Here is a 14,612-nt window from a genome sequence, read left to right as displayed (position 1 = left end):
CGGTAGGCTGGGCGCCCGTAGGCGCCCGCCGATTTAGGCAGCGGCGCTCAGGGTGAGAATCTTCACGGCCTGGGAGTCGACCAGCATGCCGCCGACGCGCTTGGTGGTGTAGAAGCCAACAAACGGCTTGTTGGTGTAGGGGTCGCGCAGCACGCGGGTGCCGATACGGTCGACAACAGTGTAAGCCCGCTTGAAGTCGCCAAATGCAATGGCATTGGCATCGGCGGCGACATCCGGCATGTCTTCGTTTTCGGTGATGCCGTAGCCCAGAAGGACCGAAGGAGCGCCCGCTTCCAGGCCTGGGCGCCACAGGTAGTTGCCCTCGCTGTCCTTCAGCTTGCGGACATAAGCAACGGTCAGGTTGCCCATCATCCAGGTGCCGTTAGCGCGGTAGCCTGCCTTGAGGGCGTGAATCAGGTTGATCAGGCTGTCGCCAGTGATCGCGCCAGCGGTGCCAGATACGAGCTTTTGCAGAACACCGAACGCACGTTCGTCGTCGGCCTTCAAATCCAGACCGTAAGCCAGCAGACCTTTGGGTTTGTTAACGCCATCGCCCACCAGGAAGGCATTCCCTTCTTTCTCGGCGAAGTCGCGGGCAACCTCGCCATTCAGCCAGCCCTCGGCATCGAAGAAGATGTCGTCAAGGCTGGTCTGAGTCGCTTGTGGGTTGGCGTACAGCTCACCCATAAAGGCAGAGATGTTACCCAGCTTCGGAGTATTGGTAGCTGGGCGCGGATCGGTTTCACCAACCCAGCCAGCACCGTTACCGCCGAGGTTTACCAGGCGCTTGTAGTCCGGGCTGCCAACGGTGATTTGGTTGCACACTTGGCGCATCGGAGACGTATCGCGCAGCAGCTCAATGATGCTGCGATCCAGCTCTTCAGGAACCGCGAAACCGCCATCGGCATCAACGCCTACTTGCAATGCCTTGGCCTGCAGTTCGCCAAGGCCGGTTTCGATACCCTTGCGCACGAACTGCATGAAAGCAGCCTTGTGCTCGCTGGCAGCTTTGGTGCCGGTACCGTCTGGACGCTTGAGGGCCAGCAGCTCTTTTTCCAGATTGCTTTTCAGCTCATCCAGTTCGCTCAACTTTTCATTGAGGGTGTCGACCTGTCCGGACAGCTTGCCCTTTTCTTCTTCCAGGCCATCAATGCGTTTGTCATTGGTCTTTTTGAATTCGTCGAACTTCTTGCCCAGGGCTTCAGCGACGTCATCGATATCTTTCTTTTCAACAGCCATGAGAGGCTCCTTAAATGCGGGTCAATAGTGATTTGAGGGATTGCATTGCATCGTCGGCATCCGCCTCTCGCGGTGACACTGCGCCGTAGCCCTTAGCCATAAAGGCCTTGGCTTGTGAGCCAGAAAACCCAACCTCTCGAAGGGCTCGCTCCACTTTGCTGGGCGGCGGTGTTTCGCCGCGAGCCAGCAGAGATTTCACATCAGTAATACGGGCCTCGTCGTTCGCCGGAAAGGTGACCAGGGATACTTCCCACAGGTCGATTGCCTTCAAGATCCAGACGCCCTTTTCCTTGTCGTATTCGTAGTCATCGAGCATGTAGCCGATGGACATGCCGGTCAGGCTGCCGGCCTTCATATGGCCGTGGGCTCGCTTGGCCAGCGGGTCCGCATCAACGAGTAACTGACCTTTGACGTACAGGCCAACGTCGTCCTCGCGCATCTCGGTGTAGATGCCGATCGGCTCGCTCATGTTGTGCTGCCAGAGCATCGCCGGGAGACGCCCCTTCTCTTTCCATTTGGCCAAACTGGCTGCGAATGCGCCGCGAATTACCACGTCGCCGTAGCTGTCTTCGACTCCGAACACCGAGCCATAGCCTTCGAACTCACCGCTGTCGCTGACTGATTTAATGGTCAGCGGCAGATCAAGACGCTGTTTTGTCTGCATCGTCGGCAGCCTCTGGGTTGGTGGTCATATTCATTGGGGTGAGGTATATGTCGCCGCCTTCGCGGGGGTTTTCGTCTTCCAGTTCTCGACAGTCGTTGGGGCTCAAAATCCCCCACTGGATGCCCTTGCCGTAAGACTCGTACCGCCCCTTCAGGTCGCCGCGCATCAGGGCGCCGGCATTGAACTTGGCGTAGTGAGTTAGGCGATCTTTCTCGTTGAGCAGTCCGACCTGAATGCGATGCTCAATGCGGGTCATGATCGGAACCAGCGAGTAGTTCACGAAGCTCATGCCCATATGCTCAATGTTGTTAAGCGTCATCTTTTCCATGCTGGCCACCAGGTGCGGTGGCACGCGAAACAAGCCACAGATCTGCGCCTCGGTTAGCTTCTTGGATTCGATGAACTGGGTGTCTTGGGCATTGAGGCTGATCGGCTTCCAGTCCAACCCCATCTCCAGGATCATGGGCTTGTAGGCGTTTGCCACCCCCATGTGTTGTCCCTGGAAATCCTCTTTCAGTCGACCGAACGCCTCGTCTGTAAGCTGTTGCTCGGTCCGCAGGACACCACTAGTTACGGCGCCGTTGGTGAACAGCTTGGCGGCGTGAGCGTCCATCGCCTGGCCCAGCCCCAGCGCCTGACGCGCATAGGCAATCGGATTCAGCCCGTTGAGCCCATCCAGCGTGAACAAACGAACATGCCAAATCTCATCCTGGGTTAGCGTTTGAACGCCCGATTTGAAATTGACCTTATATTCAACTGTCCAGTCATCCTTGAGCTTTGGCGTAGCGATGTCCGGGTTGAGCGGTAGAAGCTCAACCACGTTGCCCAGCGCCTTCACCTTATAGGCGTAGAAATTACCGCGAAGACAAAGGCACGCCACCAACATCTCCCAGAACTCCTGGGCGGTCATGTAGCTGTTGGGAGCCATGGTGATCAGGGGGTAGAGCCGGTGCCCTGTAGCAGGCAATCGGACGCGGCCCGTTTGCTTCAAAAGCCTACAAGGCAGCATCCCCATCGACTCGGCCAGCACCCGCACGCAGTTGAATACAACAAGTTGCTGCATAGCGCTGGTGGTTGTTACCCGTTGGCCGGCATTGCTTTCATAGCCAGCGCCCAGCGCCTGGGCAAGCTTCTCCGGCGTATCAATGACCTGTGTGTCGTTTTTCCTCCCAAGAAGTGAACGAAGCATCAGCGTCCACCTCGCACGATTGAGTACACAGACAGGGTGATCAGTAGCGCCCCACATACAGTCAATGCCAAAGGCTCACCCATCCACACCCACAACCCTCGAGTCAGCAAGGCCAGGCCAAGCACGCCGACGAGATCGGGCAAGGCCTCTTTCAGCGCCTCCAGCTTTGGCTGCTTGATTTCTTCGGTCATAGGGTTCGAATTCCGTGTTTTGTGATGTGATCAGAAAGACTTTCGGCAACCTTTTCTGTCGCGTTTGCAGCCCCCACAGCCATAGCCATGGCGACAGCGCCGTCGATACGGCCCGTCTTCTTGCGCTTAGAAAAGATCCTGTTCTCCTGGGCGTCGGCCTCCATCACAGCGGAAGCGACGTTCCAGGTAAGGCATGGGTTTGCCAGAACCTGAATCTGGCCGGTGAGGATCAAGTCCTCCACCAGGTCAATGGAATGAGTCATCCAGAGATTCGACTCGCGCGCCGGGCGGAAGCCTTGGCCGTGGGGTACCAGGTTCAACTCGATGCCCTGAGCCTCAAGCTCAACTTCCAGGTAGGTCATGTGATACGGGTCAAAGGCCAACGCCTTTATTTCGTATTTCGCAGCCAGTTCGCCCAGACGCTTTGCGACGAAGGCATAGTTGATCGCCTTCCCTGGCGGCGCGTGGATGTGGCCATCCTCAAGCCAGATGTCATACGGCACGCCATCAATCGCAGCGCGGTCGAGTAGCGTGTCCTTGGGCGTCCAGAACTCAGCAATTGATTTGCCCTGCTCGGGGAAGTACAGATTTAACGCGGTGAGGTCTCGCTTGCCTGAAAGGTCGAGCCCCCCATAGCAGATCTGACCGGCCAGTTTCTCGGGGTCAAACTTCGCGCAGCAAGACAGCCAGGTATCGATATCAACCCATGGGTTTGCCGCATCCACCCACTGACAGAAGTTCAGGCGGCGAACAGTGCTCGCCTTCGCCGGCATCCCCTTCGCGTCAGTGACCTGCTCCCGCAGATACTTCGGCTGGAACGTATGGCCCAGCGATGGGTTGGCCTTGCCCCAGCACTTCTCATCCTTGAACGGGTCATCGCCCTTATCCAAGGAGCAGATAAACGAGAAGAAACCGTCGTTGAAGTGGCGGTGCCGTTTTGTCACGCCCTTGGCGCCGGCCTCACAGACGTTCACACCGAGTTGGTGATAGCTGTAGCAGACCGAGTTACGATCGTGACCGCTGTTGGTGATCATCAGGATCAGCGCCTGGCGGCGACCTTTGGTGCCAGCCCGCATGAACTCGACGGTCTTGTTGTTCTTGTGTTCGTGAACTTCGTCGATCAGTGCGCAGTGGGGCCGCGGGCCAGACTGCCCATCGTCGGAACTGATCGGGCGGAAGAACGAACCGGTTGCCAGGTAGGCCAGGTTCCAGACCTTCTCATCGCGGCCCGACTTCTTGATTTTCTTCTTCAGCGTGGGCGACTGATCAACCATCGCCACCGCATCGCGGAACAGGATCATTGCCTGGTCACGCTTCGTCGCTGCGGCATACACCTCAGCCCGCGGCTCATTGTCAGAGGTCAGGCAATAGAGGCCTATGCCAGCCGCCAGAGGCGACTTGCCGGAGCCCTTACCCGACTCGATGTACACGGTACGGAAACGACGGAACCCATCCGGGGCCATCCAGCCAAAGATCGATCCGACGATGAACGCCTGCCAGGGCAGAAGAACGAACGGCAGGCCTTCGTGCTCGCCACCGTTGAGTTTGAGCACGGTCTTGAAATATCGGATCGCCCGGTTGGCTTTGTCGAGATCCCAGGTAAGCCCGCGCTTCGGCCCGTCTTCCAGGTCTCGCAAATGGCGACCGCAGGCGTTTCGAATATCGGGACCGGCCAGCACCTTGCCGGAGTAAACCTCTTGAGCCCAGGCCGTTACTGGGTCGACCGCATAGGAAACCTTCTTGACCTCAATTGAAGAACTCGTCTTCCGGGTCTTTGCTTGGAGGTTCGCCAATGGCCTGGACCTTGGATCGGGCGGCGGGTGTCATGCCGAAATGGGTAAGGTAAGAGAGCAACCGGCGGTCGGCGTCAGCCGCCATCGCGACGGCCGGGTGCGCTTTTATCAGCCCGGCATCGGTCGAATAGGTATGGCCCTCTTCGGAAATAACTTTGGTCAAGCGGCGAACCTCGGCGGCGACCTCGCATAGACGCTCAAGCGTTTGCAGATCGGCCTCAGTGAGTACGCCCATCGATGCAGCGAGCGGGCAGAATATTTTCCACACTGCCTTACCTTCGGCTGTCATCGATGCGGGCGCCGACTGGTACGATGCGACCGCGAGCTGAGGCTCCCGCTTATTTTCCCGACTGGCACGCAATGTGCCGGTGACCCTTTTCTGGGTCGTCGGGGCGGGGGTTCTTCCCTTCAAAAAAAACTCTCCAATTCTGGCTTTATGCGTAAAGAGGGTCGAGGGCGGTCCTATACAGCGGATTCCCGAACTTTTGACCCTCCCCCTAGGGGCAATGGCGTGCCACACCAGAACGACGCAAGGATCGTGAAAACCATTCTCATTTCCGAGACTTCGAACGATTCCAGTGATGGTTCGGATCGATGGGCAGCCCATTGACGTCACACCCGACCACTACGCCCGACTTCTCCTCTCGCTGCTTCGCGCTGTCATGGCAAAGCTTGCAGAGGCTTTGCAGGTTCATCGCGTCAAAGAACAGCGTCACGTCACCACGGTGTGGCTTGATGTGGTCAGCGATGTTGGCGGCTACCACGCGGCCCTGTGAAGCGCAGCGGCGGCACAGCGGCTCTGCCTGGAGCTGGCTCCATCTGAGCCGGTACCATTCCTTCGTCTTGTAGAGGTGGTGCCAGGCAGACGTGCTAGCCATCACTCCACCTTACGGCTGGGCAGCTTGAAGTCAGTGACCCGATCCGCGATGTTTCGGATCTTCTCGACACCCAGGAAGCCAACCCAGCCACCTGCGAAGGTGGCCATGCTCTGAGGCAACCCGAAGAAGTCCAGACCGCTGATGATGGTTAGCGTCAGGCCGCCGCAGATCGCGCCCTCCACCAACATCTGGCGCCGCGTACCTCCGCCGTAGGTGATACGCAGGACAGCCATAGCGCAGGACAGCAGAGCCGCATAGATGATTGGCGAATGCTGGCTCAGCCACGCAAGCATCAACGCCCAGGTGTCTGGCTTATCTGGCATGTTCGGCATCTCAGGTTCCTCCCTTTAGGGGAGTGATGAATAAAAATGCCCGCTCAGGGCGGGCAGTAGCTGCGTGCTATCGTTGTCTCGCAATCTCAACCAACAAGGAAGAACCAATGAAAACTCGGCAACAACAGACTGATGCTTTCCAAGTTAAAACCGAATCCGGGAAGGTCTATGGCATAACTGAGTTCACAGAACAGATGTATCAGGAGCTTCTAAACTCTGCCGACAACGGCTGGGCGGATGGCATGAAGGAATATCGGGTGTCCGGTGGTGGCCATGCGAACAAGAAAAGCACAACAGAGTTCGAAATTGTAGCCACAGGAGAGATAGCGACTCGCATCTGATTGAGTAGTACAGAAACTAAAAAGCCCCGCACATTGGCGGGGCTTCTTTATTGCTTACTGTCTCTCATAACGCGCAAGATCGACATGATGGGATTAATTTACGGCCAGTCGGCCAACAGGTCAAGCGGCATCTACAAAGATTTGTTCGCTGTCGAATATCTCGGTCGCATGGATCACGGCCTGCTCTTCGAGTTTCTCCAAGCGCTTGTGGATTCCGCCTCTCCAGTTGCGGCGCGTGCGCTCCGGAGAGCCGGCCAAGTCCCAGGTATTCATGTCGTAGAACTCAGCTGGCAGCACGATCATGTCGGTGGAACGCTTGCCAACCTGTACACCCTTCAGCTTCGGTATAGCCCAGGCAGTCAGCGCCTTATAGATGAACAGCTGTGGGGCCGGTGACACCATGCGAGCCACCAGTCTGCCTATGGCACCGACCTTGTTGGCCTTGTGCGTGGAGTACTTGGCCACCAGCACATCCCACTGCGCTGGGTCGAGCTGACGATGCAACAGTGCGTAGAGGCAGCAGTCGTAATCGAACTTGTCCCGGACCGACAGCGTGCTACCCGTTCCGCCCTGGCGCAGATCAGCGTCGATCAGCTTCTGCCATGACTGCTTGGTGCTGTTGTCGATGTTGTCTGCTGCCAGCACCCGCACCAGGGTGCCCATCACGTCCTTATACATAGCCATGGCTCAATCCCCTGTGTAGTTGGTGCCGCCGGCGCCGCGGCGGTTGTTCTCGTTGTACTGCGCTTCAGCACCCCCAGGCTTGAAGCAGTTGAGCTGCGCGATCTGTTGCTCGGCAGCCTGGAGACGGATGCTCAGCTGCGTCACCAGCACCTCCAGCGGCAGCGCCTCGCCGTTTTCGGCAGTGACCCAGCCCGACGCATTGCACTGCACGCATGGCAGCTGATGGAAAACGCCTTCGATCACCGCCTTGCCGCGACATGTCAGGCACTTGGCCAGGTCGAGCTGGGCTGCTCGAAATGCGGGGCCGTGGGACTTCTTGAGGTGACCTTTCATTACTGCTCACCCCTTCCCATTTCGGCGTCGAGCAGTTCGTCCAGGTCTTCACCAGTCATAGCTGTCGCGTGCGGGCCAATCCACTCCACAACCTCGATTTGGCCGCGGCGCGGGTTGCGCAGACACCGATAGCGCGCGGAATCCTTCCGAAAAGCCTGGGCTTCAGCGATCAGCTTCAGAACCACGGCAGGAGTAGCAGCCTCGAAGAACTCGATCAGTGAGCCCTCGGCGGTGTACATAGCGCATGTATCACCGAGGATTTCGCGAAGCTCGCATCCGCTGGCATTGGCCGCTTCGGCCAACTGTTGCAGGCGGGCCAGATCGAGAATTTGCGCTTGATTGTCCATTTTTAAACCTCGCCTATGGTTGAATATTGATTGGCCTCGCAGGCCTTATGCTCTGTGGCTTTCAGCGAAGTACCGGAATCTTCAAATCTAAAGCCGGTCAATCCGTGAATCGCTGTAAAGCCTTTCCGATCTAGATGTGCGTGCCACTGTTCGAGGGCATCACGCTTGCGACTCATCACGTCCGACTGGATGTACACCTTCACGTTGTGGCCCATCGCGTGGTTGATCAGCAGCTCGCCAATCAGGTGGTCAATGCCGAGGTCTGCCCAGCCAGTGCGAGCCACCTTGCGCAGGTCGTGGCTGGTCCACTCGCCCTGACCCAACCGACGGAACACGGCGCAACCTTGAGCCTCGCCCAGCGCCTTGCCGTTGCGCGCCGGGAACAGGTATTGACCCTCATAGCCTCGGGCGAACTGGCCTTCGCGGTACCGGGCCAGCAGCGTACAAACCTGCTCGGTCAGTGGCAGTTGATGCTCAACGCCGGTTTTCGTGTTCTCAGCCGGGATGAACCACTCCCGTTCGGCCAGGCTGATGTGCGACCAGCGCGCCATCCGGGTCTCGCCGATCCGCGTGCCATGACAGAGCATCATCAGCGCGAGCATCGAATCCATCGGCGCCTTGGCCATCACATCGGCGAGTTGTGCAAGCAGGCCTTCCAACTGAACGCCGCGCAGCCGTGACGGCTTGATGCCGACCTTCGCCTTGGAGAAGTCGTTGAATCGGATCGTCGCCATCGGATTGGACGTGATCATCCCTAGCTTGGCCGCCTGCCGGAATGCCAGGGCCAGCAACTGGAACGCCGAACGCACGTAGTCGATGGAAACCGTCTCCTGGAGCGGCCACATCAGCAGTGTGTCGAGGGCAGCCTTGTTGATGCCGATCAGCGGCAGTTCGCCGAGTCGCGGTTTCAGGTGGCACTTGATGATCGATGCGCCGGTGTTCTTGCGCTTAGTCGACAGATTGCGATCGCGCGACATGCGATCCGCGAACCACTCAAGCAGCTCGCCCACGGTGATCCACTTCGACAAGCTCGCGCCTTCGCCAGCGGACAGGCGCAGGCGAATCGACGGAAGCGCCGCCACCACCTGCTTATGCGTCAGCTCGGGGAAGGTGCCGATCTGGTTCCACTCGCCTTTTAGTACCAGGTACCACGAGCCACCGGTTCGGGCCTTGTTGAAGCGCAGATACAGGCCCTTGTTTTCGAGGTCACGCACGTCCTGCACGGTGCCGACGGCCTGACGCTTGATCTCAGCTTCGGTGATCTTCACTGCGGCGGTAGTCATTTGCCCACCGCTGCCGGTTGGGCGTCGATGGGATAATCCCGGATGTGCACGTGCACCGCACCGCCCGGGACCGGCTCTCCGACGTTGATGGTGGTGACGAAGTTCTTGTCGTCGATGCCCAAGCCATCGGCGATACCATCCCGGCCGGCCTTGAAGCGCGCCAGCAGGTTGTCATCGTCGTATGAGCGGCGATTCGGCGGGCAGAACGTCACCCAGAAGTACTTCTTGCCGCTGAGGTGCGGTGCATCCAGCGCCAGCGCGATAAGGCCGCAGGTGCGGCGGTACGCCTTCGCGTGTTTGTGCTTTTGCCGCCAGTGCACGCGCGCGTTTGGACTCAACTCCTTCGGCGGCCATGGCAGCGTCATGTCGATCATGCAGCCCCCTTCACGGTCAGAATTCCAGCCCGAATCAGGCCTTCATGGGTTTCAGCAATGGCGCGCGGCATGTCCTGCCAGTCGATGTCGCCGGCGGCGCGGCCGTCGATGACGTCGTGGCAGGCGCTGCAGGCGTACACCGCAACGGTGTCGAAGCCCTTCATGCCAATGCCCTTTTGCCCGCACGGCAGATGCGCGAGAACAGTGGTTTCTGGATTGTGGTTACAGATGGCCGGGATCCGGACCGTGCACTCTTGGCCATTGGCCGAAGCTCGGAGTTTCTTTGAGGTCACGCGCATACCGGCTGCCCCGTGAGGACGTCGACGACTTCGTAGGTACCCGGCCACATCCACGCCCCATAACGTCTGGCCATAGCCTCGTCGGCGAACAGCGCCAGTGCGTGATCAGGTGGAGAGCTCAAATCAACCTTGAACGAGCAGCAGAACACCGCGAATCGGTAGGTATCGATCTCGGGAACAGCCAGGCGCCGGTCAGCCATCAGAAACCCTCCTTGCCGCGCTGGGATTCCCATTCAAATGGGACGGCAATCGCGCCGCCTTCCCTCAGTCGATCAAAGCAACGTTCACCCATAGCCCCTGGGAGCATGGCGGCGTCGAGGTTTGAAATGACTACCGTGGGGCGCATCTGCTCGTACCGGCCGTTGATGATCGAGAACAAAGTCGTCAACTCGAAATCGCTTGGGGTTTCCTTGCTCACGCCAATTTCGTCAAGGATCAACAACGATGGACCGATCAGCCCAGAAAGAATCTGGCTTTCGGTGCGCTCGCTGCCCTTCGAGTAGGTTGAGCGGATCTCCTGCAACACGGTGCCGAGGGTTCGGTATACGGCTGTCGCGTCTGTTTTCTTCATGATTTCGGCAGCGATAGCGACGCCCAGGTGCGTCTTGCCCGTGCCCGGCTTCCCCAGCAGCAACAAACAGCGGCCCGTTGGGGCGATCTCGGAAAACTTGTCTGCGTACTTCGTGCAGATCCTGAGCGCCTCCTTTTGAGCCGGGGAAGTAGCGCGATACCCAGCGAGGGTTTTCCCGGAGAACCGCTTGGGGATCAGCGCAGACCCAAGTTTGAGCGCCAGCTCCTGCCGCGCCTGAGCCCTGATGCGCTCCTGCTCTTCTGCCTTCGCAATGACCTGGCACTGAGGGCACGCGGTCTTGAATTCACGACCAAAGATGACATTGATGGTCTGAGGGTACTGACCGTGCTCGTCGCAGATTCCTGTTGACTTGTGCGGCGCCGGGGACCCGCTAGGCATGGTGATTACGTTTTCAGATGCCATAGGTACCGTCCTCTCGCATGGTCAGGCCAGCGGTGTAGTTACGTTCGGCGAACCCGCTGTGTCGCGAAGGCTGAAGAGGTTTCAGTTGACGAACGTTGCTGGCCTTGGCCCTGTCCGACTTCACCCAGCCGACCAGCAGCGATACCCATTTGGCTTGGGTGTTCAGGCCACCGATGGACTCGTGGTGAGCTGTGAACGAGGCCATGGCTTCGTGCGTGAATAGGTCCGGCGAAACGCCGAAGTGCACGCAATAGGTTTTCAGGAGATTGACGTCAGGCACCCAGTCCAGCGTCATCTCCACAGGTGCCTTTGGGTCGACAGGATCAACCGCTGGGCTTGGGACGTTTTCCAGAATCTGCTCGGCTGAATCCGAATTGCCCTCGCCCGCTGAGAGAGAGTGGTGTTGATCTTGATTCAGTGAATCAGGAATCAGGAATCCACAATCAGGAATCAGGGCGTTATCGTTTGGTGTGTTAACAGGCTCTAACGGTGGCTTAACGTTAAAACCGTGTTCAGATACATGGACTTTGCGTTGCGCACCTGCGACTACAACGTTCTTTTTCCGTTCGTTAACAGTCAGATAGCCGTTAACATCTGGCAACGTGCTGTCCTTCTCCGAACCATGAGGACTCTGGTGCTTTTGGAAGTTGACGATCTCGATTACTGACTGACCAGCTACTTGATAGCGGGAAATGAAGCCCGCAGAAGCCAGCCGGTTCAGCCCGGCATCAACGTCATAATCGTCGCATGGAAGCAGCTCGATCTTGATACGCTTCACACGATCTTCGAGGCGCCCCTCGCGATCCGCAAGGCACCACAACCCGATAAACATCAGCCGGTCGAACGCAGGGAGCTCTACGAGAAGTTCATTGCTGAACAGCCCAGGTTTCACATTACGAGCGCGGGCCATTACGCCTCCTCCCGGTAGTTCGCAGGGAGTGGACGAGCCACATGCGCATGATTGAAGTGTCGCGACACGTTTTGTTCATGCCGAAAAAGTGTCGCGACATGGGGGGTATTGCCTGGAGCGGTATTGGTGTTCATAATGGCCCCACTGTGTTTTACAAGTTGTTGAAAGGACCGCCCTGCCAGGCGGTTTTTTTATGCCTGCGATTCAGGCGTTATGGGTGTCCGGCGCATCCGTGGTAGCTTTTTGCTTCCACACGAAAAGGTCACGGAGACCGGACATGAAAAAGATCAAAGCGCTCTGGGCGCGCTGGAAGGTCAAGCATTGGGACAAGAGCGTGTACACGTACGATGGCGGTGACTTCGGGATGCTTGGGTTCAACAGCCCTCCGCTGAGAGCGTTCTGGGAAAAGCACGGACCAAGCATCAAGAAGGCATTCATTTGGCTATTCCTTGTCATTGCTGGTGGCGTTATCACCAAGCTTGTCGGGCTGGCCTAAGGCACCCTTCCGCACCAATTCAGCAGCCATATCGAGAAATCGAAGTTTTTCCAGCCTGGACATTCCGGAGTCGAAAGACACATGTGTCAGCGGGAAAACTTCAGCTCGAGGTGCCTTCGCGCTGGAAGTGAAAAACCCTACGAAAAAGCCAAACGCACCTGCGCCGAAGACGGCACAAGCGATCAGGACTCCGGAGGAAATCATTTGAATCTCCGCGAATCGAGGACGCCCTGGCAGAGCATTGCCACGTAAAACTCAGCACGGCTCCGCACGTCCGTCTTGATCAAGGTGTTCTCGTCTGCCATCTCTATTCCCTTCCTATGCACTGTATGAATTAACAGCTGATCCAAAATCTCTATTCGCCCTCCCCGCTTCAGCGGAAAATGGCCACATCGAACGGTTAAGCGGCAGATTTGTTGGGATGAGCCTCGGTAAGCAGCCATGCTGGATCGAAGGGCCTACCTCTGGCCGCGGCAAGCTCAGCAATCTTCTTGGCGTAATTTGTTTCGCCCGTGTACTCGGTACGTGGTAACGCGTCGGCAGCCAGCCACTTGTAAATGGCGCGAGGGGTTTTTCCGCACGCCAAAGCCACGCTTGGAACGCCACCTGCGTCGTCGATCGTTTTCTTGAGCGGCCGCATTTGGCCTCCAATTCAAATATGAACTTACGGTACATCTTAATTCGGAACTGAAAGTACATGCAAGCCCGTGAGAACATGAACCCATGGTTCAAATAGAAGAAATCCGCAATTCTTTCGTGGCTCGCTTAAAGCAATCCCTCGCCGATGCAGGGATTCCTGAGTGGGGGGCGGGAGTGCGCTTGGCAAAAATGGCAAAAGTGACTCCGAAGGCTTGTAGTAAGTGGCTCAACGGAGAATCAATGCCTGGGGGAGCCAAGATGCTTGCCTTAGCTGCCGCGCTGAACGTGAGAGTTGAGTGGCTGGAATACGGTCGGGGTGAAATGCGTGAATCAGCAGCCCTCACGCCTGAAGATCCTCGCGCCCCACCGCGAGGCTTCGATTTAAACAATGAGCCCGGCTACACGGGCGTCCTGCAACTCACAGCGCGCGGCTCAACAGGTGACGGTGATGACAATCCGCATGTTGAGATACGCGGCGTCATGGCGTTCAAGTCGGCGTGGCTGCGAGCCAATAACCTCAACCAGAAGCATCTGGACGTGATCTACGCTAGCGGCAATAGCATGGAGCCGACGATCAATGACGGCGACGTACTGCTGGTGGATGAGTCGAAGATTGAACCGAAGGACGGCCAGATATTCGCTATGCAGAGCGAATCGAAAGGTACCATCGTGAAGCGCCTGGTGAAGTCAGACTTTGATGGATGGATTGTCCGTAGTGACAACCCGGACAAAGCGCGCTATGGCGACGAGACGCTCCGGGACGGTGAGATTCACGAGGTTCGAGTAATTGGACGTGTGGTTTGGCGTGGCGGGATGCTTTGATGCGTAAATTCTCGAACTTTGGATAGTGGCGCCAAGAGGCATTCCTGACTCAAACGGAGTAACGATGAAACAGCTACCACCCGAAATCGCCAGTAAGAATGTTACCCATGGCGAACTGTTCGAGCTTTTCAGCCCATTGGAGGATGCAATCGTTAAGCTAACGAGCGCCGCGTTAGACCTTGCGGTCGTCCATAGAAATCACTCAGATGACGAGCAAATACAAGCCCTGGGCGAGTCCGCGTTTGAGGAGCTTAAAGGTGTCATTGAGTTGCTGAAAACGTACGGGGATACCAAAGGTCGTATACTCTTGAATGCTGGAGCGCAAAAAAATGAGTGACAATATTCATTACCTAGAAGAGCGCTTCAAAAATGCCGAAAAATTTCTTCCCCATCCAGACAAGCATGGCGGGAGCGGCGGAGGGGGCAGCGGTACTGGTGGCGGTGATTTTATGGAAAAGAGAATTGAGTCTATTGAGAAGTCACTCCCTGAAATAAAGGAGCGGTTGGCGCGCGTCGAGACAAAAATTGATTCGATTGAAAAGCATATGGTTACCAAGGCCGACCTTCTGGAAGAGACTGGCGGGCTGAACCAAGCCATAGCCAATTTCAGAACAGACATTCAATCGCTTGAAACCAGGCTACTTAAGTGGTTTGTAGGCACTGCGGCCGCGCTTTCTGCGGTCGCCTTTGGAGTGGCGCGGCTGATCCACTGATCATTAAGCCGCCATAGTAGGCCCGGCCCAAGATGGGCTTTTTTCTTACCTCATCGATCTGAACGCATAGCCCGCCACCGAGCGGGCTTTT

The 14,612-nt window shown here is 57.4% G+C and carries 23 protein-coding genes; 5 read left to right on the top strand and 18 right to left on the bottom strand.

Annotated features, from left to right (window positions below; genetic code table 11):
- Positions 1-33: 33 nt before the first annotated feature.
- The 8 genes from JFT63_RS01540 to JFT63_RS01505 form a co-directional block, all read right to left on the bottom strand.
- The gene (locus JFT63_RS01540; RefSeq protein WP_198843281.1) at positions 34-1,239 is read right to left on the bottom strand and encodes a phage major capsid protein; all 1,206 of its coding nucleotides are present in this window, start codon (positions 1,237-1,239) and stop codon (positions 34-36) included.
- A gap of 10 nt (positions 1,240-1,249) precedes the next feature.
- The gene (locus tag JFT63_RS01535; protein WP_198843280.1) at positions 1,250-1,903 is read right to left on the bottom strand and encodes an HK97 family phage prohead protease; all 654 of its coding nucleotides are present in this window, start codon (positions 1,901-1,903) and stop codon (positions 1,250-1,252) included.
- Positions 1,881-3,092, bottom strand: coding sequence for a phage portal protein (locus JFT63_RS01530; RefSeq protein ID WP_198843279.1), 1,212 nt, complete (start codon positions 3,090-3,092; stop codon positions 1,881-1,883). The genes JFT63_RS01535 and JFT63_RS01530 overlap by 23 nt, the downstream gene beginning before the upstream one ends.
- Positions 3,092-3,283, bottom strand: coding sequence for a hypothetical protein (locus JFT63_RS01525; protein WP_060772826.1), 192 nt, complete (start codon positions 3,281-3,283; stop codon positions 3,092-3,094). The genes JFT63_RS01530 and JFT63_RS01525 overlap by 1 nt, the downstream gene beginning before the upstream one ends.
- Complete coding sequence (locus JFT63_RS01520) at positions 3,280-5,076, bottom strand: terminase large subunit (protein ID WP_233102185.1); 1,797 nt, start codon at positions 5,074-5,076, stop codon at positions 3,280-3,282. Before JFT63_RS01520 ends, JFT63_RS01525 begins: the two co-directional genes overlap by 4 nt.
- Positions 5,030-5,488: a phage terminase small subunit P27 family gene (locus JFT63_RS01515; protein ID WP_233102184.1), complete on the bottom strand. Its 459-nt coding sequence runs from the start codon at positions 5,486-5,488 to the stop codon at positions 5,030-5,032. Before JFT63_RS01515 ends, JFT63_RS01520 begins: the two co-directional genes overlap by 47 nt.
- Positions 5,489-5,627: 139 nt before the next feature.
- Positions 5,628-5,954, bottom strand: coding sequence for an HNH endonuclease (locus JFT63_RS01510; RefSeq protein WP_198843278.1), 327 nt, complete (start codon positions 5,952-5,954; stop codon positions 5,628-5,630).
- Positions 5,954-6,286, bottom strand: coding sequence for a phage holin, lambda family (locus tag JFT63_RS01505; protein ID WP_198843277.1), 333 nt, complete (start codon positions 6,284-6,286; stop codon positions 5,954-5,956). Before JFT63_RS01505 ends, JFT63_RS01510 begins: the two co-directional genes overlap by 1 nt.
- A 107-nt stretch (positions 6,287-6,393) precedes the next feature.
- Between JFT63_RS01505 and JFT63_RS01500 the strand changes: the two genes are divergently transcribed.
- Complete coding sequence (locus JFT63_RS01500; protein WP_198843276.1) at positions 6,394-6,627, top strand: hypothetical protein; 234 nt, start codon at positions 6,394-6,396, stop codon at positions 6,625-6,627.
- Between the two features lie 120 nt (positions 6,628-6,747).
- Here JFT63_RS01500 and JFT63_RS01495 read toward each other — a convergent pair whose 3' ends face one another.
- Genes JFT63_RS01495 through JFT63_RS01455 form a run of 9 tightly spaced genes read right to left on the bottom strand, consistent with a single transcriptional unit; the run spans position 6,748 to position 11,851 of the window.
- Positions 6,748-7,311, bottom strand: coding sequence for a hypothetical protein (locus JFT63_RS01495; RefSeq protein WP_038449228.1), 564 nt, complete (start codon positions 7,309-7,311; stop codon positions 6,748-6,750).
- A gap of 3 nt (positions 7,312-7,314) precedes the next feature.
- Entirely contained in the window at positions 7,315-7,644 is a 330-nt protein-coding gene (locus JFT63_RS01490) for a hypothetical protein (protein ID WP_198843275.1), read from the bottom strand.
- The gene (locus JFT63_RS01485) at positions 7,644-7,991 is read right to left on the bottom strand and encodes a hypothetical protein (RefSeq protein WP_198843274.1); all 348 of its coding nucleotides are present in this window, start codon (positions 7,989-7,991) and stop codon (positions 7,644-7,646) included. The genes JFT63_RS01490 and JFT63_RS01485 overlap by 1 nt, the downstream gene beginning before the upstream one ends.
- 2 nt (positions 7,992-7,993) lie before the next feature.
- On the bottom strand, positions 7,994-9,274 hold the full coding sequence (locus tag JFT63_RS01480) for a tyrosine-type recombinase/integrase (protein ID WP_198843273.1): 1,281 nt from the start codon (positions 9,272-9,274) through the stop codon (positions 7,994-7,996).
- Positions 9,271-9,648: an endodeoxyribonuclease RusA gene (locus JFT63_RS01475; RefSeq protein WP_198843272.1), complete on the bottom strand. Its 378-nt coding sequence runs from the start codon at positions 9,646-9,648 to the stop codon at positions 9,271-9,273. Before JFT63_RS01475 ends, JFT63_RS01480 begins: the two co-directional genes overlap by 4 nt.
- The gene (locus JFT63_RS01470) at positions 9,645-9,947 is read right to left on the bottom strand and encodes a nuclease domain-containing protein (protein ID WP_198843271.1); all 303 of its coding nucleotides are present in this window, start codon (positions 9,945-9,947) and stop codon (positions 9,645-9,647) included. Before JFT63_RS01470 ends, JFT63_RS01475 begins: the two co-directional genes overlap by 4 nt.
- Complete coding sequence (locus tag JFT63_RS01465) at positions 9,938-10,147, bottom strand: hypothetical protein (protein WP_198843270.1); 210 nt, start codon at positions 10,145-10,147, stop codon at positions 9,938-9,940. The genes JFT63_RS01470 and JFT63_RS01465 overlap by 10 nt, the downstream gene beginning before the upstream one ends.
- Positions 10,147-10,941 (bottom strand): ATP-binding protein, encoded by a 795-nt coding sequence (locus JFT63_RS01460; protein WP_198843269.1) that lies wholly within the window; start codon positions 10,939-10,941, stop codon positions 10,147-10,149. Before JFT63_RS01460 ends, JFT63_RS01465 begins: the two co-directional genes overlap by 1 nt.
- A complete protein-coding gene (locus tag JFT63_RS01455; protein WP_198843268.1) occupies positions 10,931-11,851 on the bottom strand; it encodes a DnaT-like ssDNA-binding domain-containing protein in 921 nt (306 codons plus the stop codon). Before JFT63_RS01455 ends, JFT63_RS01460 begins: the two co-directional genes overlap by 11 nt.
- Positions 11,852-12,128: 277 nt before the next feature.
- Here JFT63_RS01455 and JFT63_RS01450 point away from each other — a divergent pair, with 277 nt between their 5' ends.
- Positions 12,129-12,347 (top strand): hypothetical protein, encoded by a 219-nt coding sequence (locus tag JFT63_RS01450; protein WP_198843267.1) that lies wholly within the window; start codon positions 12,129-12,131, stop codon positions 12,345-12,347.
- Positions 12,348-12,747: 400 nt separating this feature from the next.
- Here the strand turns inward: JFT63_RS01450 and JFT63_RS01445 are convergent, their stop codons facing one another.
- Entirely contained in the window at positions 12,748-12,987 is a 240-nt protein-coding gene (locus JFT63_RS01445; RefSeq protein ID WP_198843266.1) for a hypothetical protein, read from the bottom strand.
- A gap of 83 nt (positions 12,988-13,070) precedes the next feature.
- Between JFT63_RS01445 and JFT63_RS01440 the strand changes: the two genes are divergently transcribed.
- From JFT63_RS01440 to JFT63_RS01430, 3 genes are all read left to right on the top strand, one after another.
- Positions 13,071-13,808 (top strand): S24 family peptidase, encoded by a 738-nt coding sequence (locus tag JFT63_RS01440; protein ID WP_198843265.1) that lies wholly within the window; start codon positions 13,071-13,073, stop codon positions 13,806-13,808.
- A gap of 64 nt (positions 13,809-13,872) precedes the next feature.
- Positions 13,873-14,145, top strand: coding sequence for a hypothetical protein (locus tag JFT63_RS01435; protein WP_070996017.1), 273 nt, complete (start codon positions 13,873-13,875; stop codon positions 14,143-14,145).
- Positions 14,138-14,521 carry a hypothetical protein gene (locus tag JFT63_RS01430; RefSeq protein WP_198843264.1) on the top strand — a complete coding sequence of 128 codons (384 nt, stop codon included), beginning with the start codon at positions 14,138-14,140 and terminating at the stop codon, positions 14,519-14,521. Before JFT63_RS01435 ends, JFT63_RS01430 begins: the two co-directional genes overlap by 8 nt.
- Positions 14,522-14,612: the final 91 nt, after the last annotated feature.

Origin of the sequence: Pseudomonas sp. MF7453, from assembly GCF_016405455.1 — a bacterium.
In the GTDB taxonomy this organism is placed as follows: Bacteria; Pseudomonadota; Gammaproteobacteria; order Pseudomonadales; family Pseudomonadaceae; genus Aquipseudomonas; species Aquipseudomonas paralactis.
Note: the sequence above shows the minus strand (reverse complement) of the source record. Positions and strands in the feature narration are given on the sequence as shown.

What these genes read in the sequence shown, in the direction of transcription:
- JFT63_RS01540 (WP_198843281.1), bottom strand. Translation starts at nt 1,239, where the DNA reads ATGGCTGTTGAAAAGAAAGATATCGATGACGTCGCTGAAGCCCTGGGC.
- JFT63_RS01535 (WP_198843280.1), bottom strand. Translation starts at nt 1,903, where the DNA reads ATGCAGACAAAACAGCGTCTTGATCTGCCGCTGACCATTAAATCAGTC.
- JFT63_RS01530 (WP_198843279.1), bottom strand. Translation starts at nt 3,092, where the DNA reads ATGCTTCGTTCACTTCTTGGGAGGAAAAACGACACACAGGTCATTGAT.
- JFT63_RS01525 (WP_060772826.1), bottom strand. Translation starts at nt 3,283, where the DNA reads ATGACCGAAGAAATCAAGCAGCCAAAGCTGGAGGCGCTGAAAGAGGCC.
- JFT63_RS01510 (WP_198843278.1), bottom strand. Translation starts at nt 5,954, where the DNA reads ATGGCTAGCACGTCTGCCTGGCACCACCTCTACAAGACGAAGGAATGG.
- JFT63_RS01505 (WP_198843277.1), bottom strand. Translation starts at nt 6,286, where the DNA reads ATGCCGAACATGCCAGATAAGCCAGACACCTGGGCGTTGATGCTTGCG.
- JFT63_RS01500 (WP_198843276.1), top strand. Translation starts at nt 6,394, where the DNA reads ATGAAAACTCGGCAACAACAGACTGATGCTTTCCAAGTTAAAACCGAA.
- JFT63_RS01495 (WP_038449228.1), bottom strand. Translation starts at nt 7,311, where the DNA reads ATGGCTATGTATAAGGACGTGATGGGCACCCTGGTGCGGGTGCTGGCA.
- JFT63_RS01490 (WP_198843275.1), bottom strand. Translation starts at nt 7,644, where the DNA reads ATGAAAGGTCACCTCAAGAAGTCCCACGGCCCCGCATTTCGAGCAGCC.
- JFT63_RS01485 (WP_198843274.1), bottom strand. Translation starts at nt 7,991, where the DNA reads ATGGACAATCAAGCGCAAATTCTCGATCTGGCCCGCCTGCAACAGTTG.
- JFT63_RS01480 (WP_198843273.1), bottom strand. Translation starts at nt 9,274, where the DNA reads ATGACTACCGCCGCAGTGAAGATCACCGAAGCTGAGATCAAGCGTCAG.
- JFT63_RS01475 (WP_198843272.1), bottom strand. Translation starts at nt 9,648, where the DNA reads ATGATCGACATGACGCTGCCATGGCCGCCGAAGGAGTTGAGTCCAAAC.
- JFT63_RS01470 (WP_198843271.1), bottom strand. Translation starts at nt 9,947, where the DNA reads ATGCGCGTGACCTCAAAGAAACTCCGAGCTTCGGCCAATGGCCAAGAG.
- JFT63_RS01465 (WP_198843270.1), bottom strand. Translation starts at nt 10,147, where the DNA reads ATGGCTGACCGGCGCCTGGCTGTTCCCGAGATCGATACCTACCGATTC.
- JFT63_RS01460 (WP_198843269.1), bottom strand. Translation starts at nt 10,941, where the DNA reads ATGGCATCTGAAAACGTAATCACCATGCCTAGCGGGTCCCCGGCGCCG.
- JFT63_RS01455 (WP_198843268.1), bottom strand. Translation starts at nt 11,851, where the DNA reads ATGGCCCGCGCTCGTAATGTGAAACCTGGGCTGTTCAGCAATGAACTT.
- JFT63_RS01450 (WP_198843267.1), top strand. Translation starts at nt 12,129, where the DNA reads ATGAAAAAGATCAAAGCGCTCTGGGCGCGCTGGAAGGTCAAGCATTGG.
- JFT63_RS01445 (WP_198843266.1), bottom strand. Translation starts at nt 12,987, where the DNA reads ATGCGGCCGCTCAAGAAAACGATCGACGACGCAGGTGGCGTTCCAAGC.
- JFT63_RS01440 (WP_198843265.1), top strand. Translation starts at nt 13,071, where the DNA reads ATGGTTCAAATAGAAGAAATCCGCAATTCTTTCGTGGCTCGCTTAAAG.
- JFT63_RS01435 (WP_070996017.1), top strand. Translation starts at nt 13,873, where the DNA reads ATGAAACAGCTACCACCCGAAATCGCCAGTAAGAATGTTACCCATGGC.
- JFT63_RS01430 (WP_198843264.1), top strand. Translation starts at nt 14,138, where the DNA reads ATGAGTGACAATATTCATTACCTAGAAGAGCGCTTCAAAAATGCCGAA.